This window comes from Geodermatophilus sabuli (genome assembly GCF_010686765.1).
Classification (GTDB): Bacteria; Actinomycetota; Actinomycetes; order Mycobacteriales; family Geodermatophilaceae; genus Geodermatophilus; species Geodermatophilus sabuli_A.
This window is the reverse complement of record NZ_JAAGWF010000028.1, coordinates 73,972-95,701: the sequence shown is the minus strand read 5'-3', so window position 1 is coordinate 95,701 and position 21,730 is coordinate 73,972. Positions and strand designations below refer to the sequence as shown.

Below are 21,730 nucleotides of genomic sequence, written 5' to 3'. Positions count from 1 at the left end.
CACGGCTCGCGGCCGGGGTGGGTCAGCTCAGGTGGGGCGCGATCTCGTCGGCGGCGTCGGCGCCGAACGCGTCGGCGAAGCGCTCCAGGAACGGCTGCCGGTGCAGGGAGTACTCCTGCGTGCCGACGACCTCCACGGCCTCGGTCGCCACTGCCGAGCCCAGCTGGGTGGCCCGTTCCAGGCCCAGGCCCCACACCCGGCCGGCGATGAACCCGGCCCGCAGCGCGTCGCCGCCACCGGTCGGCTCCACCGGCTTGGTCTCGGGGACGGCGATCACCGAGATCGGCTCGGCGTCGGCCTGCCGTACGAGGACGCCCTCCGCCGCCCGCGTGGTCACCCACACGCCCACCCGGGCGAGCACCTCCTCGGCGGTCCACCCGGTCTTCTGCAGCAGCAGCGCGGCCTCGTACTCGTTGGTGAACAGCAGCTCGGCGCCGTCCACCAGCTCGCGGATCATGTCGCCGTCGGCCCAGGCCAGCTGCTGGCTCGGGTCGGCGGCGAAGGAGTAGCCACGCTCCCGGCACTCCTGCGTGTGCCGCACCATCGCCGTCGGGTCGTTGGGGCCGACCACCACGAGGTCGAGGTCGCCGACGCGCGCGGCGACCGGGGCCAGCTCGATCGAGGCCGCCTCGCTCATCGCGCCCGAGTAGAAGGACGCGATCTGGTTGTTGACCGCGTCGGTGGTGCAGACGAACCGGGCGGTGTGCTTGACCTCCGACCAGTGCACGCTGGCCGTGTCCACGCCGTGCCGGGACAGCCACGCGTCGTAGTCCGCGAAGTCGCTGCCGACCGCGCCGACCAGCACCGGGCCCAGGCCCAGCAGTCCGAGGCCGTAGGCCATGTTCGCGCCGGCTCCGCCGCGGTGCTGCACCAGGTCGTCGACGAGGAAGGACAGCGAGACGTTCTCCAGCTGGCCCTCGACGAACTGCTCGGTGAACTTCCCGGGGAAGGTCATGAGGTGGTCGGTGGCGATGGAGCCGGTGACGGCGACGGGCACGGGGGCTCCCTGGGGTCGCGACCGGCGGTGGCCGGGCGGGATCGGGTCGGAGAACGGCGGGTTACCGGGCACCGCACACTGTAGGGAGACCGGGCCGGGCCCGGCGACCGGACGTCAGTCGGCCAGCGCCCGCCGCAGCTGCACCCCGAGCTGCGCGACTCCCACCACGCCGAGCAGGCAGCCGGCCGCGGCCCCGCCGGTGGCGGCCACCGCGGCGTCCGGGACCAGCCCGGCGCCGCCGACCGCGAAGCCGGCCAGGATCACCCGGGTGGGGCGCTCCCACACCGAGATGGCGCCGGTCTCGGCGACCCCGGCCTGGCCGGCCCGCGCCCGCAGGTAGTCGGGCAGCCAGCACAGCGCACCGAAGGCGGCGGCCAGCCACCCCGGGGCGCCGGCCACCCACAGCGCAGCGGCGTAGGCGACCTCGGTCAGCCGGTCGACGGCGGAGTCGAGGACGAAGCCCCGGCGCGAGGCCCGGCCGGTCGTGATGGCCAGCGCCCCGTCGAGGGAGTCCAGCAGGCCCGAGAGCCCGACGAGCACCCCGGCCAGCACCAGCCACCGGCCGCCGGCGACGGCCGTCGGGACGGCGGAGGCCGCGACCGCGAGCCCGAAGCCGGTGGCCGCGATCGGCGGCAGCGCCGCGAGCGGGCGGGCCAGCGCGTAGGCGGCCGACAGCCAGCCGTGCACCAGCCGGTTCGCGCCGGGGTCGGTGCCGCCGTGCCACTGCGACCACGCGGCCAGGTACTCGTCGCGGGTCAGCACGGCGTCCCCTGCACCCCCGCAGTCCACCAGGCACGACCCCGGGTGGCGCGACCGGGGACAGTGGGGACGTGTTCGCCGGCCTCTCCCCCGCCCGCCGCCGTCTGGTGCTGGGCGTCCTGGCGCTCGCCGTCGTCGGCGTCCTCGTCCTGGCCGGGACGCTCCTGCTGGACCGCCCCTCGGACGCCCGGGAGCCGGTGTCGCAGGAGCGTCCCGGACCGGTGCTGCTCGTCCCCGGCTACGGCGGCTCGGTGGCCTCGATGCGGCCGCTCGCCGACCGGCTGACCGCCGAGGGACGGGACGCCACGGTGGTCGAGGTGCCCGGGAACGGCACCGGCGACCTCGCCGCCTCCGCCGACGCGCTGGCCGAGGCCGTCGACGGCGCGCTGGAGCGGACCGGCGCCGGCAGCGTCGACGTCGTCGGCTACTCGGCGGGCGGGCTGATCGCCCGACTGTGGGCGGCCGACGGGGGCGCCGGCGTCGCCCGGCGCGTCGTCACCCTCGGCTCGCCGCACCACGGGACCACGCTCGCCGACCTGGCCGGTTCCGTGGCGCCCGGCCAGTGCCCGGAGGGGTGCCGGCAGATGGCCACCGACAGCGCGCTGATCGCCGGGCTCAACGCCGGGGACGAGACGCCGGAGGGGCCCACGTGGATCTCCATCTGGACGACCCAGGACGAGACGGTCACCCCTCCGGAGTCGGCCCGGCTCGAGGGCGCGGTGAACCTCCCGGTGCAGTCGGTGTGCGCCGACGCGCAGGTGAGCCACGGTGGCCTGCCCCGCGATCCGCTGGTGCAGGCGATGGTCCTGGCCGAGTTGGGGCCCGGCGCCCCGGTCGAGCTGGGGCCCGCCGACTGCGCCGCCCTCGGCGGCTGAGGGAGGATCCCGCCCTCCCCCGGCCTCGCCGCAGGGCCCCGTCGCGAGCCTGCGAGTGGTGGGGGCCAGCGAGGTGCTTCAGCTGGTGACGTCCTTGGTGGTGAAGTTCGCCCAGGCCGCGGCGAGCAGGACGCCGACGTAGACGCCCTGCAGCGCGAGCCCGCGGGTCAGGTCGCGCCACAGCACCGGGTCGCGGAAGAGGTCGACGAAGGCCAGCCAGTAGCGGGTGGGCAGGTACGGCGCGATCGGCGAGGCGGCGTCCAGCGTGAACAGCAGCGACGAGGCCACGAGGACGGCCAGCGCCCCGAGGGCGGCGGCGAGCGGCGAGTCGGTGAGCGTGGAGAAGAACAGGCCGAAGGCGGCCACCCCGAGCATCGAGACCGTGACGTAGCCGATGGCCAGCAGGGTCCGGCCGACGAGCTCCTCCTGCGTCAGCGAGGTCCCCGACACCGACGTGCCGGCGGCCGGCTGGACGTCGAAGACCGTCGTCCCGGTCAGGTAGCCGACGGCGGCCACCACCAGCACGGTGACCAGCACGAAGGCCACCACCGAGACCAGCTTGGCGACCAGCAGCCGGGTCCGCCCGGCCGGCCTGGCCAGCAGGTAGCGCAGGGTGCCGGCCTGGGCCTCCCCGGCCACGGAGTCCCCGGCGACCACGGCGACCGCGATCGGCAGGAACAGCGGCAGCACGATCGCCAGCGCGGCCAGCGGGTAGAGCGCGCCGTTGGTCAGCACCGCCGAGAGGAACGGCGGCCCCTCCCCGGGCCGGGGCGCGAGGTCGGTCAGCCGCACCAGCACGGCCACGAGCACCGGGAGCGCGTTGAGCACGGCGATGGTCGTCCAGGTGCGCGGACGACGGAAGAGCTTGCTCAACTCGACGCCGATCACCGCGCCCCCTCCACCCGGTCGGGGCTGCTGCCCGCCGCGGCGAGCACCACCTCCTCCAGCGTGGGCCGCTGGAGCGCCAGCCCGGTCACCGGGACGCCGGCGCCGACCAGCAGCGCGTTCACCTCGGCCGGGTCCGCGCCCCGGACCACCACCCGCGAGCCCTCGACCGCCAGAACCCGGCCGTCGAGGACGGCGCGCACCCGGTCGGCCGCCGGCGTGTGGACGACGGTCGCGCCGGTGGGGGCGGTCAGCGTCGCCAGCTCCTCCTGCAGCACGAGGTGCCCGCGGTCGAGAACCCCCACGCGGGTGCACAGCTGCTCCACCTCGGCCAGCAGGTGGCTGGAGAGGAAGACCGTCGTCCCCCCGCGGTGCAGGTCGAGGAGCAGCTCGCGGACCTCCGAGATCCCCTGGGGGTCCAGGCCGTTGGTGGGTTCGTCGAGGACGAGCAGCTCCGGGCGCCGCAGCAGGGCACCGGCCAGCCCGAGCCGCTGCCGCATGCCGAGGGAGTAGGCGCGCACCGGCCGCCGGTCCACGCCGCCCAGCCCCACCTGCTCCAGCACCTCCTGCACCCGCCGTGTCCGCGTACGGCGCGAGCCGCCCGGTCCGGCGGCGTCCAGCAGCGCCAGGTTGGCCCGGCCCGACAGGTGGCCGTGGTGCGCCGGGCCCTCGATCAGCGCCCCGACCCGTGGCAGCACCCGGCGGGCGGCCCGCGGCATGCGCTCCCCCAGCAGCGCCACCTCGCCGGCGGTGGGCAGCACCAGGCCCAGCAGCATGCGGACCGTCGTGGTCTTCCCGGAGCCGTTGGCGCCGAGGAAGCCGTAGACGTCGCCGGCCCGCACGTCCAGGTCGATGCCGTCGACCGCGCGGATCCGGCCGTAGCGCTTGACCAGCCCGCGGGTGGAGATCACCGGGGTCACGACGGCCTCAGCCGCCAGATCCCGTTCCCGGCCTCGGCCACCGCGTCGAGGGTCACCGTGCCGGCCAGCAGGAACGCCCGGAGGTCGGGGGTCTCGACCAGCATCACCGCCAGCGGGCCGGCGGCCAGCCGCACGCCGGCCGGGCCGACGACCGATCCCGGGGCGGCGTGCAGCGCCCGGCGCAGCCCGCTGGTGTTGCCGGGCGAGACCGGCACGACGGCGAGCTGGGTGACGCCCCGGCCGTACACGCCGACCGCTGGTGGCACGCCCTCCAGGGGCCGGCGGGGCAGTCCGGCCAGCGCGGCCGGCAGCTGCACGGCGGGGGACGAGCGGCCCGAGTCGAGCGCGGCGCTGAGCGGGTCCGGCGCGGGGACGATCCGGGCGTCGGCCGGCGGGGTGAACGCGACCACCGAGGCCGGCGGGACGCCGAGGTCCAGGTCGAGGAACCGGGTGTCCAAGGCGGGCTGCCGGGCGCCCGCGGCGACCACCTCGACCTGCAGGGGCAGCCCGGTGGCGCGGTCGACCCAGACGTCCACCCGGTCGACCGACGACCCGGGCTCGGCGGGGACCAGCCGCAGGCCGAGCGCGTCCCGGCCGGCCACCCGGCGCGCACCGATGCGGGTGAGCTCCCCGCCCGTGGCCTCCGACAGCAGCCGCCGGCCCAGCGACGAGGGGAGCAGGTCGGGCGGGCTGGGCAGCGCCAGGGACGCCGGCTCGCCGCGGGCCGCCACCGAGGACTCGTAGTCCCACGTCCAGGTGCCCCCGGCGTCCCGGTGCACCCCCGTCTCGCCGGCGGCGCCGAGCACGTCGACCCGGTGGTCGTCGGCGCCCCGCCACCAGACGCGCATCGTCGTCCGGTCGCTGAACAGGTCGGCGGCCTCGGTCAGCTGCTGGGTGACCGGCAGGCGCAGTCCCCCCGCCGAGACCGCGTACCCGGAGAAGCCGACGTCCGCGCTGCCCACGGCGGCGTCCCGCAGGTCGGCCGCCGGCACGGCGGCGTCGGAGGCGGGGAGCGCACCGACGATCGCGGGCAGGGCCGCGAGGACCGCGACCAGTGCCCCGACGGCTCCCCAGCGCCACCACACCCCGTGCGCCCGAGCGGACATGCGGCCCAAGGTACGGGCGGTCCGCCCGCGGGGTCAGCGGAGCAGCGCGTTCACCGCGTCGGCGCCGAGGCCGACCGCCTCGTAGTGCTCGCGGGCCAGTTCCAGGTAGTCGTAGGCGTCGAAGGTGCCGTTGGGCTGGCCGTCCTCGTCGAGCCAGATGAGCGGGCCGGTGACGTTGAAGTGGACCCGCATCGGCTCGTCGGACTCGTGCGCGACCAGCGTGTGCGCCTCACCCGGGGTCTCGTAGACGAAGGTGCCCTTGGTGGCCACCCAGTCGTGCTCCAGGTAGCTCCACGTCCCCGACAGCGTGTAGCCGAAGACCTGGTGCGGGTGGTAGTGCCGGTTGACCAGACCGGCCTGCTTGGCCATGAGGACGTCGCACCAGCGGTTCTGCGCCAGCGAGATCCACAGCGGCCGGGTGAAGACGGTCTCCGACAGCGGGACGAAGTACCGGTCGTCGTCGGCCAGGGTGTCCGGCAGGAAGATCTCGGGGGCGGCGTCCTTGCGGAAGACGTGCGCGATCGGCTTGATGTCCCGCCAGAACTCGCGGCCGGCTCCCGGGTCGGGGGTGACCATGGCGATCTCCTCGCTCGAGACGCCCGTCGGTGCCCCTCCGGCCCGGTGTGACGTGGGTCTCATCCACCTCGGTCAAGGCCCGGCTGTCAACGGTCCCCGCGGCGGAGGCGGCCGGGTCAGTGCGCGCGCCGCCGGTGGACGGTGAGGGTCATGACCACGACGACCACGGCCCCGACGACGAGCCCGAGGAGCGCGCTGCCCAGCGTGTTGACCAGCCACCCCACGACACCGCCGAGTGCACCGGTGGCCTCGTGCGCCGCCTCCTCCAGGTGGTGCACGACGTCGTAGAGGAGGTGGAAGCCCAGCTCGTCAGTGCCCACCAGGAGGATGTGGCCGCCCACCCACAGCATCGCGGCGGTCCCGACCACGGTGAGGGCGGTGAGCAGCTTGGGCATGCCCTTCACCAGTCCGCGACCGAACCCGGCGACGCCCTTCCCGGAGCGCTGGGACAGGGACAGGCCGACGTCGTCCATCTTCACGATGAGGCCGACGACGCCGTAGACGAGGACGGTGATGCCGAGGGCGACGACGGCGAGGATGATCGCCCGGGACCAGAAGCCCTCGTCGACCACCTCGTTGAGCGAGATGACCATGATCTCCGCCGACAGGATGAAGTCGGTGCGCACCGCTCCGGACACGATCGTCTTCTCGTCGGGGACCGTCTCCTCGCCGGCGGCGTGCTCGTCGGCGTGGCCGCGGAGCTTGTGCCACACCTTCTCCGCGCCCTCGTAGCAGAGGTAGGCGCCGCCGACCATGAGGATCGGGGTGAGCAGGACCGGCAGGAACTGACTGAGCAGCAGGATCGCCGGCAGGATGATCAGCAGCTTGTTGCGCAGCGAGCCGACGGCGATCTTCCGGATGATCGGCAGCTCGCGCTCCGCGGCCAGCCCGTGCACGTACTGCGGCGTGACGGCCGTGTCGTCGACGACGACCCCGGCCGCCTTCACGCTGGCCCGTCCAGCAGCGGCGCCGATGTCGTCGACGGAGGCCGCGGCGGCGCGGGCCAGCACCGCCACGTCGTCGAACAGGGCTACCAGTCCACCCGCCAAGGGAAGTCCTTCCGGTCGGGCAGCACCCGCGTGCCGCCTCGGTGATGGTGTCCGCCCGGCCCGTACCGCGCGCGGACGCCGGCTGCCGGGCGCGGCGTCCGCAGGCGGCACTACCCAGCCGGGGGGCGTCGGACGCCTCGATCGTGGCGGCTCCCGCCGAGCGCGTCCGTGGCCGCGGTCGGCAGGGGACGTGGCCAGGCATGGGTGGCCGCCCGGCGGGGCACCGGCAGGGGCATGGCGCCTCCCCTGAGCGACGCGGTCGTCGTCGACGTCCTCCGCCGGGTCGACCGGCTCACCGCTCCCCTGGTCCGCCGGCTGGGCCGGCCCCCGGCACTGCCCCAGGCCCAGCGGGACCGGTGGTGGGCCGACCGGGTGTCCCGGGTCGCGGCGGGGGTCAGCGCCGCGCCGCGCCTCGCCGGCAAGCTGGCCGACCTGCTCCCGCTGCAGAACACCGTGGGGACGGCGGTGCAGGCCGTGGTGGTGGGCGGGGTCGCCAGCGAGCACGGGGTGCAGGACCCGGCGGCCCGCGTGGCGCTGCTGGCCCGGGTGCTGCTGGGCCGCGACCTCCCCGTCTCGCGGATCGAGCCGCTGCTCGAGCGGGCCCGGGGCACCTACGCCGAGGACGCGTTCGGCGTGCGGGAGGAGCGCGCCGGCGTCCGGGGCAACGTGCGCACGCTGTGGCGGGCGGCCCGCCTGCTGAGCCGCATCGACGAGGCCCTCGACGCCCGCCCGAAGGGCAAGCTGCGGCACCGGGCACTGGCCAACCTGCCGGTGGTGGGCGTCGTCGGCGGGTACGCGGCCGAGCGGGAGGGACTCCGGCGGGCCGCCGCGCGCGCGGCCGAGCTGCTGGCCGCTCCCCCCGCCGTCCTCGCGGCCACGTGAGTTCCGCGGCAGCTGCATCCAGCCGTCGTCCTCCGGGCGAAGGGGGAGGGAGTGTGCCCGCCCGCGACGAGGAGACCGGTCCGTTGACCCTGATCCAGGACATCCTGCAGGCCGCGCCGAGCCCGTCGGCGCCGGGCGATACTCGGTCCATGACGGCCCGGGCGCAGGAGCGCGAGTCCCCCGCCCTCCCCCCGGCCCCACCGCTCGCCGCCGCCGAGCTCGACCGCGTCCGTGGCGCGGTCTCGGCCGCGCTCACCGGCTTCCTCGACGTCCAGCGGGAGACCCTCGCCGGCATGGACCCCGTGCTCGTCCCGGTGGCCGACGAGGTCCGCGCGCTCGCCGACGGGGGGAAGCGGTTGCGCCCGCTGTTCGCCTACTGGGGCTGGCGGGGCGTCCGGCCCGAGGGCCCCGGCGAGGACGACGACGCGGTGCTGCGCGCGGTGGCGGCGCTGGAGTTCGTGCACGCCAGCGCCCTGGTCCACGACGACGTCATGGACGGCGCCCTCACCCGCCGCGGCCGCCCGGCCACCCACGTCGGCTTCGCCGCCCGGCACTGCGACGGCCGGCTGGCCGGGGACGGCGAGGCGTTCGGCATCGGCTCGGCCATCCTCGTCGGCGACCTCGCCCTCGTGTGGTCCGACGAGCTGCTGCGCCGCTCCGGCCTGTCCACCGCGGCGCTGAGCCGCGCCCGCGCCGTCTGGGACACCATGCGCACCGAGGTCACCGCCGGGCAGTACCTGGACCTGCTGCGCGCCGCCGGCGGGCTGCCCGGCCCTCAGGGCGCGCTGACGGTGGCCCGCTACAAGAGCGCCGGTTACACCGTCCAGCGGCCACTGCAGCTCGGCGCGGCCATCGCCGGGGCGGGCGAGCGCGCCGCGGAGGTGTACACCGCGATCGGGCTGCCGCTGGGCGAGGCGTTCCAGCTCCGCGACGACGTCCTGGGGGTGTTCGGCGATCCGGCGGTGACCGGCAAGTCCGCCGACGACGACCTGCGGGAGGGCAAGCAGACGCTGCTCATCGCGCTCGCCGAGGAGGCCGCCGACGCCACCGGCCGCCGGCTGCTGGCCGGGTCGCTGGGCGACCCGGACGCCGACGCCGCCGACCTCGACGCGCTGCGCGACCTGCTGGAGACCACCGGGGCCCGTGCGCGGGTGGAGGAGCGGATCGCCGAGCGCACCGCGCTGGCCCGGACCGCCATCGCCGGCGCACCGATCGCCGCCGACGCCCGCGCCGCCCTGGACGCGCTGGCCGTGGCCGCGACCACGCGCACCGCCTGATGGTCCGCACCGTCCCGGGGCGCACCGACCGCGTCGTCGTCGTCGGCGCCGGGCTGGCCGGGCTGTCCGCGGCGCTGCGGCTGCGCGGTGCCGGCCGCGAGGTGACCGTCGTGGAGCGGGCGTCGGGGCCCGGGGGCCGGGCCGGCCGGATCGAGTCCGCCGGGTACCAGCTTGACACCGGCCCCTCGGTGTTCACCGCCCCGGAACTGGTCGCCGACACCCTGGCCGCGGTCGGCGAGAAGCTCGAGGACCGGCTGACGCTGGTCCCGCTGGAGACGACCTACCGCGCCCGGTTCGCCGACGGCTCGCACCTGGACGTGCACGCGGACGCCGAGGCGTTCGCCGCCGAGGTCGCGGCGCTGTGCGGCCCGGCCGAGGCGGTCGCGCTGCGCCGCTACCTGGCCGACCTCGCCGAGCTGTACCGGCTGCAGCTCGACACCTTCATCGACCGCAACCTCGACAGCCCGCTGGACCTGCTCGGCCCGGAGCTGGTCGCGCTGGTGCGGCGCGGCGGGTTCGGCCGGCTGTCGACCCACGTCGCCCGCTACTTCACCGACGACCGGCTGCGGCGGCTGTTCAGCTTCCAGGCCCTCTACGCGGGGGTCTCGCCGTTCCGGGCCATCGCCGCGTACGCCGTCATCGCCCAGCTCGACATCGGCGCCGGCGTCTGGCACCCGATGGGCGGGATCGCCGCCGTCCCCCGCGCGATGGCCGCCGCCGCCGGGGACGCCGGCGTGGTCCTGCGCTACGACACCGGCGTCCGCGAGCTCGAGCTCACCGGCCGGCGGGTCACCGGCGTGCTGCTCGAGGACGGCGAGCGGCTCCCGGCCGACGCCGTCGTCGTCACGGTCGACCAGCCCGGGCGGCTGGTGCCCGGGACCGCCCGGCGGCGCCGCCCGGTGCACTCGCCGTCCTGCGTCGCCCTGCACGTGGGGGTGCGGGCCGACCTGCCCGGACAGGCGCACCACACGATCAGCTTCGGCGCCGCCTGGCAGCAGGTGTTCGACGAGCTCACCCGGGACGGCCGCCCCATGAGCGACCCGAGCCTGCTGGTGAGCATGCCGTCGCGCACCGACCGCAGCCTGGCCCCCGACGGCGGCCAGGTGCTGAGCGTCGTCGCCCCCACGCCCAACCTGGACCGGCACAGCGGCGGCAACCCCGACCTGGACTGGACCACCCTGGGCCCCCGGTACCGCGACGAGGTGCTCGCCACCCTCGAGGCCCGCGGCTGGACCGGCCTCACCGGCGCGATCGAGGTGGAGCACATGGACACCCCCCTGACCTGGGCCGCCCAGGGCATGGCCGCCGGGACCCCGTTCGCCCTGGCGCACACCTTCGGGCAGACCGGCCCGTTCCGGACGCCGACCCTCCCCCGCCGCGGCCCCGAGAACGTCGTCCTCGCCGGGTCGTCGGTGCAGCCCGGGGTCGGCGTGCCGATGGTGGTCATCAGCGGCCGGCTCGCCGCCGAGCGCATCACCGGGCCGGTGCAGCGGTGACCACCACCGACCGGCCGCTGACCCGGGCCGACCGCCAGGCCCGGCTGGACGCCGCCTACCGGCACTGCGCCGCGATCGCCGCCCGGCACGGCAAGAGCTACCACCTGGCCACCCGGCTGCTGACCCCCGACCGGCGGCCGGCCGTGCACGCGCTCTACGCCGCGGCCCGCACCGCCGACGACCTGGTCGACCACCCCGGCGCCGACCCGGCCGGGGACCTCGCCGACTGGTCCCGCGCGGTGCTCGCCGAGCTGGAGACCGGCTGGTCCGACGACCCGGTGCGGCTGGCCCTCGTGCACACCTACCGCCGCCACGGCATCGCCGTCGAGCACCTGGTCGACTTCCTCGCCGCCATGACCAGCGACCTCGACGTCACCGGCTACGCCGACATGGACGCCCTGGACCGTTACATGTGGGGCTCGGCCTCGGTCATCGGCCTGCAGGTGCTGCCCGTCCTCGGCACCGCGCCGGGCGTCAGCCGGGAGGAGGCCGCGCCGCACGCCGTCGCCCTGGGCGAGGCCTTCCAGCTGACCAACTTCCTGCGCGACGTCGCCGAGGACGTCGACCGCGGCCGGGTCTACCTGCCCGCCGACCTCATGGCCGCGCACGGGGTGACCCGCGAGCAGCTGGCGGCCAAGCGCTTCGACGCCGGATTCCGCGAGCTGATGCGGGAGATGGTCGCGATCGTCCGGCGCCGCTACGACGACGCCGCCCCCGGGACGCCGATGCTCGCGCCGGAGTCGCGCGACTGCGTGCGGGCGGCCACCGACCTCTACGGCGGCATCCTCACCGAGATCGAGCGGGCCGACTACCGGGTGCTCGACCGGCGGGTGCGGGTGCCGCGGCCCCGCCGGCTCGCGGTGTTCGCCCGCCGGTTGACCGCCGCCCAGCTGGCCAGGGTCAGGGTCACCATGGCGAAGCCGAACAGCAGGTCCTCGACCGGCGCGTAGGCGATCCGCGGGCCCCAGATCGTCTCCGGGTCGTAGGTGACGACGTCCAGCCCGGTGAGGACGCCGTTCATCAGCAGCTGGAAGGTGATGATGATCGCGTAGGCCACCCAGAACACCGGCCGGGTGACCATGCGGGTCCGGTAGACGGCCAGGTCGACGACGAGCACGGCGAGCACCGCGACGACGGCGAGGGTGGAGTAGCTCATCGCTGGGCCTCCGCCTCCTCCGCGGGGTACCCGGCGTCCCAGCCGGTCACCTTCCGCACCGCCTCCAGCGCCAGCACCGAGCACAGCGGGACGACGAGGAAGAACAGCACCTCCTCGACCGGGACGCCCCCCGGCAGCCGGACGCCGAGGGTGCGCTCGCCGGAGTACGCCCAGTGGCCCTGCGCGATCGCGTACAGCACCCACACCACGAACACGACGAACTCGGGGGCGACCGCCAGCGCCAGCCGCCGCCACCGGGCGTAGACCCGCACCCGCAGGACGAGCTCCAGCGGCGCGGTCACCACCAGGCAGCCGACCAGCAGCGCCAGGTAGGTCAGCTGGCCCACGGCGACGGCGTCCCGCTCAGAAGGCCAGCGCCTGGGCCCGGCGGGTGACCTCGGTGTGCCGGTCGTCGCGCAGCGCCTGGACGGGGGTGCCCGGCAGCGACTCGTCGTCGCGGAACAGCCACTCGAAGACCTCCTCGTCCCGGAAACCGCCGTCCCGGAGGACGGTGATCAGCCCGGGGAGGTGCCTGAGGACGGCGCCGTCCTGCAGGAAGTCGGCGGGGATCCGGCTGTTGCCGCTGCCGGGGACGGCCATGAGCTTGCGCTCGCGCACCAGCTGCCGGACCCGGTTCGGTGAGACCCCCAGTGCGGTGGCGACCTCTGCGGGGGTGAGCGTCTCCATAGGGTGCGAGCCTATGGCGCACGCAGACCAGACACCCACGGTGGCCGGTGGCGTCCCCGGGACGCCCCGCCAGCGACGGCCCGGCGAGGCCCCGGACGACCGCCCCGCCCCCGATCTGCTCGATCTGACGGCCCTGGAGACCCGCGCGCGGGAGCTGCTGGCGCCCGACGTCGCCGACTTCTTCGCCGGCGGCGCCGAGTCCGAGACCACCCTGCGCGAGGCCCCCGCCGCCTGGCGGTCCTGGCGGCTGCGGCCCCGCGTGCTGCGCGGTGAGCCCGCACCCTCGCTGGGCACCAGCCTGCTGGGCAGCGAGGTCGCGACGCCGGTGGGGGTCGCGCCCTGGGCGTACCAGACGATGGCGCACGCGGACGGGGAGCGCGGCACCGCCGAGGGAGCCGCGGCCGCGGGGGCGCTCATGACCGTCTCCACGTCGGCGAGCACCGAGCTGGCCGAGCTGACCGCCGTCGCACCCGACGCCCCGAAGTTCTTCCAGCTCTACCGGGTCCACTCCCCGGCCCACACCGAGGACGTCGCCCGCCGCGCCGGCGCCGCCGGCTACCGGGCACTGGTGCTGACCGTGGACATGCCGGTGTTCGGGCGGCGGCTGCGCGACCTCGTCTCCGGTTTCGCCCTGCCCGCCGACCTCCCCCTGGCCAACCGGCCGGCCGCCGGGCACCCCGCGGCACCCACCCCCGCGTGGGCGTTCGACGACATCGGCCGCTTCGCCGACCTCTCCGGCCTGCCGGTCGTGGTGAAGGGCGTGCTCCGCGGCGACGACGCGGCGCGCTGCGTGCAGGCGGGCGCCGCGGCGGTGTGGGTCTCCAACCACGGCGGCCGGCAGGCCGACCCGGCGGTGGCCACCGCGCACGCGCTGCCCGAGGTGGTCGACGCGGTCGGCGACGAGGTGGAGGTCTACGTCGACGGCGGCATCCGCTCGGGCTCGGACGTGCTGACCGCGCTGGCCCTCGGCGCCCGGGCGGTGTTCGTCGGCCGCCCGGCGGTGTGGGGGCTGGCCACCGGCGGCCGGCAGGGGGTGACCCGGGTGCTGTCCGGGCTCACCGCCGAGCTCGCCCACACGATGGCGCTGTGCGGGGTCGACGACGTCACAGCGGTGCCCCGCGACACCATCGCGGCAGCGCGCTGATCCGCGGCTAGGATCACCGCGGGGCCGTGACTGGCGCATCGAGGTGGACGACCACCGTGGAGCGGCCCGCAGTTCCCCGCCGGGCGCCTGGGCACCCCCCGACGTCGACCGCGCTGGAGTTCTCCGATGACCGACGCCACCGCCTCCTTCGACCCCGCCACCGCGTCGGCGGCCTACCGCAGCGCCCTGCAGGTCATCGGGGCCGTCGAGCCCCGCGTGGCCGAGGCGATCGGCGCGGAGCTCGCCGACCAGCGCGCCTCGCTCAAGCTGATCGCCAGCGAGAACTACGCGAGCCCCGCTGTGCTGCTCACGATGGGGAACTGGTTCAGCGACAAGTACGCCGAGGGCACCGTCGGGCACCGCTTCTACGCCGGCTGCCAGAACGTCGACACGGTCGAGGCGCTGGCCGCCGAGCACGCCCGCGAGCTGTTCGGCGCGCCGTACGCCTACGTCCAGCCGCACTCGGGCATCGACGCCAACCTGGTCGCCTTCTGGGCGGTGCTGGCCCAGCGCGTCGAGCTGCCGGCCCTGGAGAAGGCCGGCGCCACCCACGTCAACGACCTCACCGCCGAGGACTGGACGACGCTGCGCCGCGCCCTCGGCGACCAGCGCATGCTCGGCATGAGCCTGGACGCCGGCGGCCACCTCACCCACGGCTTCCGGCCCAACATCAGCGGCAAGATGTTCGAGCAGTCCTCCTACGGCACCGACCCGAAGACCGGGCTGCTGGACTACGCCCTCGTCCGGGAGCGGGCCAAGGAGTTCCGGCCGCTCATCCTCATGGCCGGCTACTCGGCCTACCCGCGCCGGGTCGACTTCGCCGCGATGCGCGAGATCGCCGACGAGGTGGGCGCCACCCTCGTCGTCGACATGGCCCACTTCGCCGGCCTGGTCGCCGGGAAGGTCCTCACCGGCGACTTCGACCCCGTCCCGCACGCGCACGTGGTCACCACCACCACCCACAAGTCCCTGCGCGGCCCGCGGGGCGGCATGGTTCTGGCCCAGCCGGAGTTCGCCGACGCCGTCGACCGCGGCTGCCCGATGGTCCTCGGCGGCCCGCTCCCGCACGTCATGGCCGCCAAGGCCGTCGCGCTCGCCGAGGCCCGGCAGCCGGCCTTCGCCGGGTACGCCCGCGCCGTGGCCGACAACGCGCAGAGCCTCGCCGAGGGGCTGACCAGCCGCGGGGCGACGCTGGTCACCGGCGGCACCGACAACCACATCGTGCTCATCGACGTCACCAGCTTCGGGCTGACCGGTCGGCAGGCGGAGTCCGCGCTGCTGGACGCCGGCATCGTCACCAACCGCAACTCCGTCCCGGCCGACCCCAACGGCGCCTGGTACACCTCGGGCGTCCGCATCGGCACCCCGGCGCTGACCACGCGGGGCTTCGGCGCGGCCGAGTTCGACCGGACCGCGGAGCTCATCGTCGACGTCCTCTCGGGCACCACGCCGACGGCGACGCAGGACGGCGGGTCCTCGCGGGCGCGGTACGCGATGGCCGACGGCCTCGCCGGCCGCACCCGCGCCGCCGCTGCCGAGCTGCTCGACGCCCACCCCCTGTACCCCGGGCTCGACCTGGCCTGACGGAGGACCCCGCTGCCCCGGGTGGGCCGGCGGGGCGGGTGGGGCGGGTGCTCCCGACGTGATCGGCCACCCCGCGTGTACGGACCGTCCCGGCTCGCCCCGCTCCTACACTCGACCGCGTGGAGACCGCCGTGACCGACCCCGTGGTCGGCCTGCTCCTCGAGGGGCGGTACCAGCTCGAGGAGCGTCTCGCCCGCGGCGGCATGTCCACCGTCTACGCGGCCACCGACCTGCGGTTGCACCGCACGGTGGCGGTCAAGGTCATGGCCGAGCACCTCGCCCACGACCCGACCTTCGTCGACCGGTTCACGCGGGAGGCGCGGGCGGCGGCGATGCTCAGCCACCCCAACGTCGTGTCGGTCAGCGACCAGGGCAGCGACCAGGGACTGGTCTTCCTGGTCATGGAGCTGGTCCGCGGCCGCACGCTGCGCGACCTGCTCCAGGCCCGGGGCCGCCTCACCGTCGGCGAGGCCTTCGCCGTCCTGGAGCCGGTGCTCTCCGGCCTCACCGCCGCCCACCGGGCCGGCATCGTGCACCGTGACATCAAGCCCGAGAACGTGCTCATCGGCACCGACGGCGTGGTGAAGGTGGCCGACTTCGGCCTGGCCCGCGCGCTCACCGGCACCGGGCAGACCAGCCACACCGGCGGCGTGCTCATCGGCACGGTCGCCTACCTCTCCCCGGAGCAGCTCGAGCGCGGCAAGGCCGACGCCCGCAGCGACGTCTACGCCGCCGGGGTGGTCCTCTTCGAGATGCTCACCGGGCACCCGCCCTACGGCGGCGACACCCCGCTGGCGGTGGCCTACCAGCACGTCCACCACGACATGCCCACGCCCTCGGAGGAGGTGCCAGGCATCCCGTGGCAGGTCGACGAGCTCGTCGCCCGCACCACCCGCCGTGACCCCGCCGTCCGGCCCCTGGACGCCGGGGCGTTCCTCGCCGACCTCGAGGACGTGCGCACCGACCTGGGGGTCGACCGGGTGCCGGTGCCCACCGGCCGCAGCACCGCCGGCCCGGGCACGCTCCGGCCGACCAACCGGCCCAGCCGCCCGCGCCACCCCAGCGACCCGGGGCCCGCCGACGGCACCGAGGTCCTCAGCAGCAGCGGCACCCGGCCCGGCCGCGGCGCGCGGACCTCGATGCTGCCGGGCATGGGTGCCGGCCCGACCGTCGACGTGGGCGGCCGCCGGCCGGCGCCGGAGCGGCCGCGACCCGGCGTCCCGCAGCACATCCGCCGCCGCCGCGCCCGGCTGGCCGTCGCGGTCGTCCTGCTGCTGGCGATCACGATCGGTGCGGTCGGGTGGTGGATGGGCTCCGGCCGCTGGACGACCGTCCCGTCCCTGGTCGGCAAGGAGCAGAGCTCGGCCATCGACCTGCTGCAGGAGGCGGGCCTGGACCCCGACTGCTGCGACGAGCAGTTCAGCGAGGACATCGCCGCCGGCGTGGTCATCGCCGCCGACCCCGAGGGCGGTGACGCGATCCGGGGCACCGACGTCCGGCTGACCGTGTCCAAGGGCCCCGAGCGCTTCGAGGTCGACCCCGGGCTGGTCGGCCAGCCGCAGGACACGGTGCTGGCCGCGCTCGCCGAGGGTGTCCCGGTGCTGCCCCAGGTCGTGCAGGACTACGACAACGAGACGCCCGTCGGCCACGTCACCGGCTTCGACCCGGAGGCCGGGACGCCGCTGGTCCGCGACCAGCCCATCACCGTCTTCGTCAGCCGCGGCCACGAGCCGGTCGCGGTGCCCGACGTCGTGGGCCTGTCCCCGGAGGCCGCGACCACCAACCTGGAGGCGCTCGGTTTCACCGTGCAGCGCACCGAGGGCCGCAGCGCCGACGTCGACGCCGGGGAGGTCATGGCCGTCACCCCGGGGCCGGCCACCCAGGCGCCCTACGAGAGCACCGTCACCATCCAGGTGTCGGTCGGCGTGCCGCAGGTCGCCGTGCCCGACGTCGTCGGCACGAGCCAGGAGGAGGCGACCGCGGCGCTCCAGGCCGCCGGCCTGCGGGTCGAGGTGAGCCAGTTCTTCGGCAACCGTGTCCTGCGGCAGACCCCCCGGGCCGGCGAGGTGGTCGACATCGGCACCGGCGTCACCATCCTCGTCACCTTCGGGTAGCCGCGACGTGCACTCCCCCGACGGGCCGCCGATCGGCGCGCACATCCAGGTCAAGGGCGGACTGGCCACGGGCGGCCTGCGCTACGCCGACGCGGTCGGCGCCCGCGCCGTGCAGGTGTTCGTCGGCAACCCGCGCGGCTGGCGGCTCACCGCCGGGACGCCGCGCCAGGACGCCCTGTTCACCGCCGGCTGCGCCGAGCGCGGCGTGCCCTCGTTCATCCACACGCCGTTCCTCGTCAACGTCGGGTCCCCGACCGAGGCGACCGTCGAGCAGTCGATCGCCTCCATCACGCACAACCTGGCCCGCGGTGCCGAGCTGGGGTGCCGGGGCGTGGTGGTGCACGCCGGCTCGGCGGTCGGCGAGGACCGCTACGAGGCCGCGCTGCGCCAGCTGCACGAGCGGCTGCTGCCGGTGCTCGACGCCGCACCCGCCGACGGGCCCCGGTTGCTCGTCGAGCCGACCGCCGGCGGTGGCAGGTCGCTGGCGGCCACCGTCGAGGACCTGGGCCCCTACCTGGCCGCGCTGGACGGGCACCCGCTCGTCGGGGTCTGCTTCGACACCTGCCACGCGTGGGCGGCCGGTCACGACGTCGCCGTCCCCGGCGGGATGACCGCGACCCTCGACGCCCTGGAGGCGACGGTCGGCCCGGGCCGGCTGGGCCTCGTGCACGCCAACGACTCCCTCGACGCGTGCGGCTCCAAGCGCGACCGGCACACCACGATCGGGGCCGGCACCATCGGGACGGCACCGTTCGCCGAGCTCCTCGCGCACCCGGCCATGGCCGACGTCCCGGTCGTCGTGGAGACCCCCAGCGAGCTGGACGGCTCCCCCTCCGCCGGGCACGCCCGCGACATCGCGCTGCTGCGCTCCCTGCGCGACGCCGGCCTGCCGGTCGCCGCGGCCTCCGCCGCCTAGTCCCGGCGCGCCGGGCGGCACGAATCCGTCCGCAGCCCTTGGCAGGGAGGTGAGGCTCGGCTAACTTAGGCGTGCCTGACCTTTCCCCGGCCCAGGAGTGCGCCCGCGTGTACGTCTGCATCTGCTTCGCCGTCAGCGACCGCGAGCTCGCCGGTGTCATCGCCGACGGTGCGCGCACCGAGGAGGAGGTCGGCGACGCCTGCGCCGCCGGCACCGGCTGCGGCAACTGCCTGGACCGCATCTGCGACCGGCTGCGCGCCGCCGACCCGCTGCACGGTCTCGACCTCCGCGAACGGGCCGCCTGAGCACTGAGGGCAGCCTGACTGCGGCCGGACCGCACCCGCCCCGCTAGCCTCGGCCGCAGCCGGATCCGAGGAGGACCTCATGCAGGGCGACGCACGGGTGATCGAGCTGCTCAACGAGCAGCTGACCAGCGAGCTGACCGCCATCAACCAGTACTTCCTGCACGCCAAGATGCAGGAGAACTGGGGCTACAACAAGCTCGCCGCGCACACCCGCAAGGAGTCCATCGAGGAGATGACCCACGCGGAGCGGCTCACCGACCGCATCCTCTTCCTCGAGGGCCTGCCCAACTACCAGAAGCTGCTGGCGCTGCGCATCGGGCAGACCGTCCGCGAGCAGTTCGAGGCCGACATGGCCGTCGAGATCGAGGTCGTCGACCGGCTGCGCCCGGCGATCGCCTACTGCGACTCCGTCGGCGACCGCACGAGCAAGAACCTCTTCGAGGAGATCCTCGCCGACGAGGAGCACCACATCGACTACCTCGAGACCCAGCTGCACCTGCTGGACACCCTCGGGGAGCAGCTGTACCTCGCCGGGCAGATCGAGCACCCCACCAGCGGCACGGAGTAGTCCCGCCGGCAGGGAGGGCCCGCCTCCAGGGGCGGGCCCTCCGCGTCTCAGAGGACGGCGGACAGGACGTCGGCGGCGCGGTCGATGCCGGCGCGGTCGACGTCCAGGTGGGTGACCAGCCGGATCCGGCGCGGGCTCACCTGGGAGACCAGCACGCCCTGCGCCTTCGCCGCCTCGGCGACCAGCGGCGCGGGGACGTCGTCCAGCACGACCATGTTGGTCTCGACGGTGGCGGGGTCCACACCCAGCCGCTTGGCCAGCAGGCGGGCGTGCCCGTGGTCGTCGGCCAGCCGGGCCAGGTGGTGGTCCAGCGCGTGCAGCCCGGCCGCGGCCAGGACGCCGACCTGCCGCATCCCGCCGCCGAGCCGCTTGCGCCACAACCGGCCGGCGGCGATCCGCTCCGCCGAGGCGACCAGCACCGACCCCACCGGCGCGCCCAGGCCCTTGGACAGGCACACCGACACGGTGTCGGCCAGCTGCCCGTAGGTGGCCAGCTCGACACCCGAGGCGACGGAGGCGTTGAACAGCCGCGCGCCGTCGAGGTGGACGGCGACGCCGGCGTCCCGCGACCAGTTCCAGAGCCGCTGCAGCTGGTCCAGTGGCTGCACCAGGCCCCCGCCGCGGTTGTGGGAGTTCTCGACGGCGACCGCAGCGGTGGCGGTCAGGTGCCAGTCGTCGCGCGGACGGACCTGGGCGATGAGCTGGTCGGCGTCCAGCCGGCCGCCGTCGGACACCACGGTGCGGGTGGAGATGCCGAAGACGGCGGCGGCCGCACCCATCTCGTAGGTGACGACGTGGGCGTCGGCGTCGCAGAGCACCTCCTGGCCGGGCTCGCACACCAGCCGCATGCCGATCTGGTTGCCCATCGTGCCCGAGGGGACGAACAGCGCCGCCTCGTGGCCCATCAGCTCGGCGACCCGCTCCTCGAGCGCCCGGACCGCGGGGTCCTCGCCGTAGACGTCGTCGCCGACCTCGGCCTCGGCCATCGCCCGGCGCATGGCCGGGGTCGGCCTGGTGACGGTGTCCGAGCGGAGGTCGACCCAGAGGAGGTGGGCGGGTGCCTCAGCCACGGAGCATCTCGGCCACGAGGAACGCCAGCTCCAGCGACTGCCCGGTGTTCAGCCGCGGGTCGCAGGCCGTCTCGTACCGGCTGTTGAGGTCCTCGTCGCTGATCTCCATGGCGCCGCCGAGACACTCGGTGACGTCCTCGCCGGTGAGCTCGACGTGGATGCCGCCCGGCCAGGTGCCCAGCGCCCGGTGCACGTCGAAGAACCCGAGGACCTCGTCCACGACGCGGTCGAAGTGGCGGGTCTTGTAGCCGGTGGGCGACTCGTGGGTGTTGCCGTGCATCGGGTCGCACTGCCAGACGACGGTGTGCCCGCTGGCGGTGACCTTCTCCACGATGGCCGGGAGGACGTCGCGGATCTTCCCGTTGCCCATCCGGCTGATCAGCGTCAGCCGGCCGGGGACGCCGTCGGGGTCCAGTCGCTCGACGAGCTCGGTGGCCTGCTCGGGAGTGGTGGTCGGACCGATCTTCACGCCGATCGGGTTCGCCACCCGGGACATGAACTCCACGTGCGCGCCGTCCAGTTGCCGGGTCCGCTCCCCGATCCACACGAAGTGCGCCGAGGAGGCGTAGGGGCGACCGTCGTGCACCCGCAGCAGCGCCCGCTCGTAGTCCAGGATCAGCGCCTCGTGGCTGTTGTAGAGCTCCACCCCACGCAGGGCGTCGGAGTCGATGCCGCAGGCCTTCATGAAGGCCAGCGCCCGGTCGATCTCCCGGGCGATGACCTCGTACCGGACGCCCGCCGGGGAGTTGGCGACGAAGTCCTTGTTCCAGTCGTGCACGGCGTGCAGGTCGGCCAGGCCCCCGCGGGCGTAGGCGCGGATCATGTTCATCGCGGCGGCGGAGTTGGCGTAGGCGCGCACCAGGCGGTTCGGGTCCGGGATGCGCTGCTCGAGCACCGGCTCCAGCGCGTTGACCATGTCGCCCCGGTAGGAGGGCAGGCCGAGCGCGTCGGTGTTCGACGACCGCGGCTTGGCGTACTGCCCGGCGACCCGGCCCACCTTCACCACGGGCACGCTGGCGCCGTAGGTCAGCACGACGGCCATCTGCAGCAGCGTGCGGGTGGTGCTCTGCAGGTGTGCGTCGGTGTTGAGGTCGAAGGTCTCCGCGCAGTCCCCGCCCTGCAGGAGGAAGGCCCGCCCCTGGGCGACGTCGGCCAGCCGGGTCCGCAGCTCGTCGACCTCGCTGGGCGCGACGATCGGCGGGACCGAGGACAGGGTGGACAGGACGGAGTCCAGGGCGGCACGGTCGGGCCACTCGGGCTGCTGGGCGGCGGGGAGGTCCCGCCACCGGTCCAGACCGTCGACCAGCACCGCGGGATCGGGGAGGCTCACGCCTTCAGAGAGTACGTGGGAGGACCTCGCCGCC

General features: G+C 75.4%; 22 protein-coding genes, 1 pseudogene and 1 riboswitch. Of the genes and pseudogenes, 11 read left to right on the top strand and 12 right to left on the bottom strand.

What is annotated here, in order from left to right; genetic code table 11:
• Positions 1 to 22: 22 nt before the first annotated feature.
• Both GCU56_RS21320 and GCU56_RS21315 read right to left on the bottom strand, forming a co-directional pair.
• Entirely contained in the window at positions 23 to 997 is a 975-nt protein-coding gene (locus GCU56_RS21320; RefSeq protein WP_163484058.1) for a PfkB family carbohydrate kinase, read from the bottom strand.
• A gap of 114 nt (positions 998 to 1,111) precedes the next feature.
• Positions 1,112 to 1,759, bottom strand: coding sequence for a CDP-alcohol phosphatidyltransferase family protein (locus GCU56_RS21315; RefSeq protein WP_163484056.1), 648 nt, complete (start codon positions 1,757 to 1,759; stop codon positions 1,112 to 1,114).
• 68 nt (positions 1,760 to 1,827) lie between these two features.
• Between GCU56_RS21315 and GCU56_RS21310 the strand changes: the two genes are divergently transcribed.
• On the top strand, positions 1,828 to 2,631 hold the full coding sequence (locus tag GCU56_RS21310) for a lipase family alpha/beta hydrolase (protein WP_345771993.1): 804 nt from the start codon (positions 1,828 to 1,830) through the stop codon (positions 2,629 to 2,631).
• Between the two features lie 78 nt (positions 2,632 to 2,709).
• On the opposite strand, the gene GCU56_RS21305 is transcribed toward GCU56_RS21310, so the two are convergent.
• The 5 genes from GCU56_RS21305 to GCU56_RS21285 form a co-directional block, all read right to left on the bottom strand.
• The gene (locus GCU56_RS21305) at positions 2,710 to 3,519 is read right to left on the bottom strand and encodes an ABC transporter permease (RefSeq protein WP_163484054.1); all 810 of its coding nucleotides are present in this window, start codon (positions 3,517 to 3,519) and stop codon (positions 2,710 to 2,712) included.
• A complete protein-coding gene (locus GCU56_RS21300; protein ID WP_345771992.1) occupies positions 3,516 to 4,436 on the bottom strand; it encodes an ABC transporter ATP-binding protein in 921 nt (306 codons plus the stop codon). The genes GCU56_RS21305 and GCU56_RS21300 overlap by 4 nt, the downstream gene beginning before the upstream one ends.
• Positions 4,433 to 5,542, bottom strand: coding sequence for a transcriptional regulator (locus GCU56_RS21295; protein ID WP_163484052.1), 1,110 nt, complete (start codon positions 5,540 to 5,542; stop codon positions 4,433 to 4,435). Before GCU56_RS21295 ends, GCU56_RS21300 begins: the two co-directional genes overlap by 4 nt.
• A gap of 33 nt (positions 5,543 to 5,575) precedes the next feature.
• Positions 5,576 to 6,118: a 2,4'-dihydroxyacetophenone dioxygenase family protein gene (locus GCU56_RS21290; protein ID WP_163484051.1), complete on the bottom strand. Its 543-nt coding sequence runs from the start codon at positions 6,116 to 6,118 to the stop codon at positions 5,576 to 5,578.
• A gap of 116 nt (positions 6,119 to 6,234) precedes the next feature.
• The gene (locus GCU56_RS21285) at positions 6,235 to 7,167 is read right to left on the bottom strand and encodes a DUF808 domain-containing protein (protein ID WP_163484049.1); all 933 of its coding nucleotides are present in this window, start codon (positions 7,165 to 7,167) and stop codon (positions 6,235 to 6,237) included.
• A 234-nt stretch (positions 7,168 to 7,401) separates the two neighbouring features.
• On the opposite strand from GCU56_RS21285, the gene GCU56_RS21280 reads away from it, so the two are divergent.
• The 4 genes from GCU56_RS21280 to GCU56_RS21265 all read left to right on the top strand — a co-directional run bounded on the left by GCU56_RS21280 (position 7,402) and on the right by GCU56_RS21265 (position 11,772).
• Entirely contained in the window at positions 7,402 to 8,049 is a 648-nt protein-coding gene (locus GCU56_RS21280; RefSeq protein WP_163484047.1) for a hypothetical protein, read from the top strand.
• A gap of 149 nt (positions 8,050 to 8,198) precedes the next feature.
• Entirely contained in the window at positions 8,199 to 9,326 is a 1,128-nt protein-coding gene (locus GCU56_RS21275) for a polyprenyl synthetase family protein (RefSeq protein ID WP_163484046.1), read from the top strand.
• Positions 9,326 to 10,822, top strand: coding sequence for a phytoene desaturase family protein (crtI, locus tag GCU56_RS21270; protein WP_163484044.1), 1,497 nt, complete (start codon positions 9,326 to 9,328; stop codon positions 10,820 to 10,822). Before GCU56_RS21275 ends, crtI begins: the two co-directional genes overlap by 1 nt.
• Positions 10,819 to 11,772 carry a phytoene/squalene synthase family protein gene (locus GCU56_RS21265; protein WP_345771991.1) on the top strand — a complete coding sequence of 318 codons (954 nt, stop codon included), beginning with the start codon at positions 10,819 to 10,821 and terminating at the stop codon, positions 11,770 to 11,772. Before crtI ends, GCU56_RS21265 begins: the two co-directional genes overlap by 4 nt.
• Here GCU56_RS21265 and GCU56_RS24300 read toward each other — a convergent pair.
• From GCU56_RS24300 to GCU56_RS21250, 3 genes and pseudogenes are all read right to left on the bottom strand, one after another.
• A pseudogene (locus tag GCU56_RS24300) lies at positions 11,769 to 11,978 on the bottom strand (lycopene cyclase domain-containing protein); the annotation flags it as partial. The gene GCU56_RS21265 and the pseudogene GCU56_RS24300 overlap by 4 nt on opposite strands.
• On the bottom strand, positions 11,975 to 12,325 hold the full coding sequence (locus GCU56_RS21255; protein WP_163484040.1) for a lycopene cyclase domain-containing protein: 351 nt from the start codon (positions 12,323 to 12,325) through the stop codon (positions 11,975 to 11,977). The gene GCU56_RS21255 and the pseudogene GCU56_RS24300, both read right to left, overlap by 4 nt.
• Before the next feature lie 16 nt (positions 12,326 to 12,341).
• Entirely contained in the window at positions 12,342 to 12,665 is a 324-nt protein-coding gene (locus GCU56_RS21250; protein ID WP_163484038.1) for an Rv2175c family DNA-binding protein, read from the bottom strand.
• A gap of 13 nt (positions 12,666 to 12,678) precedes the next feature.
• Between GCU56_RS21250 and GCU56_RS21245 the strand changes: the two genes are divergently transcribed.
• The 6 genes from GCU56_RS21245 to bfr all read left to right on the top strand — a co-directional run bounded on the left by GCU56_RS21245 (position 12,679) and on the right by bfr (position 19,296).
• Complete coding sequence (locus GCU56_RS21245) at positions 12,679 to 13,809, top strand: alpha-hydroxy acid oxidase (protein WP_163484036.1); 1,131 nt, start codon at positions 12,679 to 12,681, stop codon at positions 13,807 to 13,809.
• Positions 13,810 to 13,825: 16 nt separating this feature from the next.
• A riboswitch (ZMP/ZTP riboswitch) is annotated at positions 13,826 to 13,909 on the top strand.
• Between the two features lie 26 nt (positions 13,910 to 13,935).
• Positions 13,936 to 15,393 carry a glycine hydroxymethyltransferase gene (locus tag GCU56_RS21240; RefSeq protein WP_163484034.1) on the top strand — a complete coding sequence of 486 codons (1,458 nt, stop codon included), beginning with the start codon at positions 13,936 to 13,938 and terminating at the stop codon, positions 15,391 to 15,393.
• Positions 15,394 to 15,512: 119 nt separating this feature from the next.
• Positions 15,513 to 17,507: a Stk1 family PASTA domain-containing Ser/Thr kinase gene (gene pknB / locus GCU56_RS21235; protein WP_345771990.1), complete on the top strand. Its 1,995-nt coding sequence runs from the start codon at positions 15,513 to 15,515 to the stop codon at positions 17,505 to 17,507.
• Positions 17,508 to 17,514: 7 nt separating this feature from the next.
• Positions 17,515 to 18,423 carry a deoxyribonuclease IV gene (locus GCU56_RS21230; RefSeq protein WP_163484032.1) on the top strand — a complete coding sequence of 303 codons (909 nt, stop codon included), beginning with the start codon at positions 17,515 to 17,517 and terminating at the stop codon, positions 18,421 to 18,423.
• 71 nt (positions 18,424 to 18,494) lie between these two features.
• Complete coding sequence (locus GCU56_RS24295) at positions 18,495 to 18,728, top strand: (2Fe-2S)-binding protein (protein ID WP_204332578.1); 234 nt, start codon at positions 18,495 to 18,497, stop codon at positions 18,726 to 18,728.
• A gap of 79 nt (positions 18,729 to 18,807) precedes the next feature.
• On the top strand, positions 18,808 to 19,296 hold the full coding sequence (gene bfr, locus GCU56_RS21220; RefSeq protein WP_163484030.1) for a bacterioferritin: 489 nt from the start codon (positions 18,808 to 18,810) through the stop codon (positions 19,294 to 19,296).
• A gap of 47 nt (positions 19,297 to 19,343) precedes the next feature.
• Here the strand turns inward: bfr and GCU56_RS21215 are convergent, their stop codons facing one another.
• The gene (locus tag GCU56_RS21215) at positions 19,344 to 20,366 is read right to left on the bottom strand and encodes a threonine aldolase family protein (RefSeq protein ID WP_345771989.1); all 1,023 of its coding nucleotides are present in this window, start codon (positions 20,364 to 20,366) and stop codon (positions 19,344 to 19,346) included.
• Positions 20,359 to 21,696: a class II 3-deoxy-7-phosphoheptulonate synthase gene (locus GCU56_RS21210; protein WP_163484028.1), complete on the bottom strand. Its 1,338-nt coding sequence runs from the start codon at positions 21,694 to 21,696 to the stop codon at positions 20,359 to 20,361. Before GCU56_RS21210 ends, GCU56_RS21215 begins: the two co-directional genes overlap by 8 nt.
• Positions 21,697 to 21,730 lie beyond the last annotated feature (34 nt).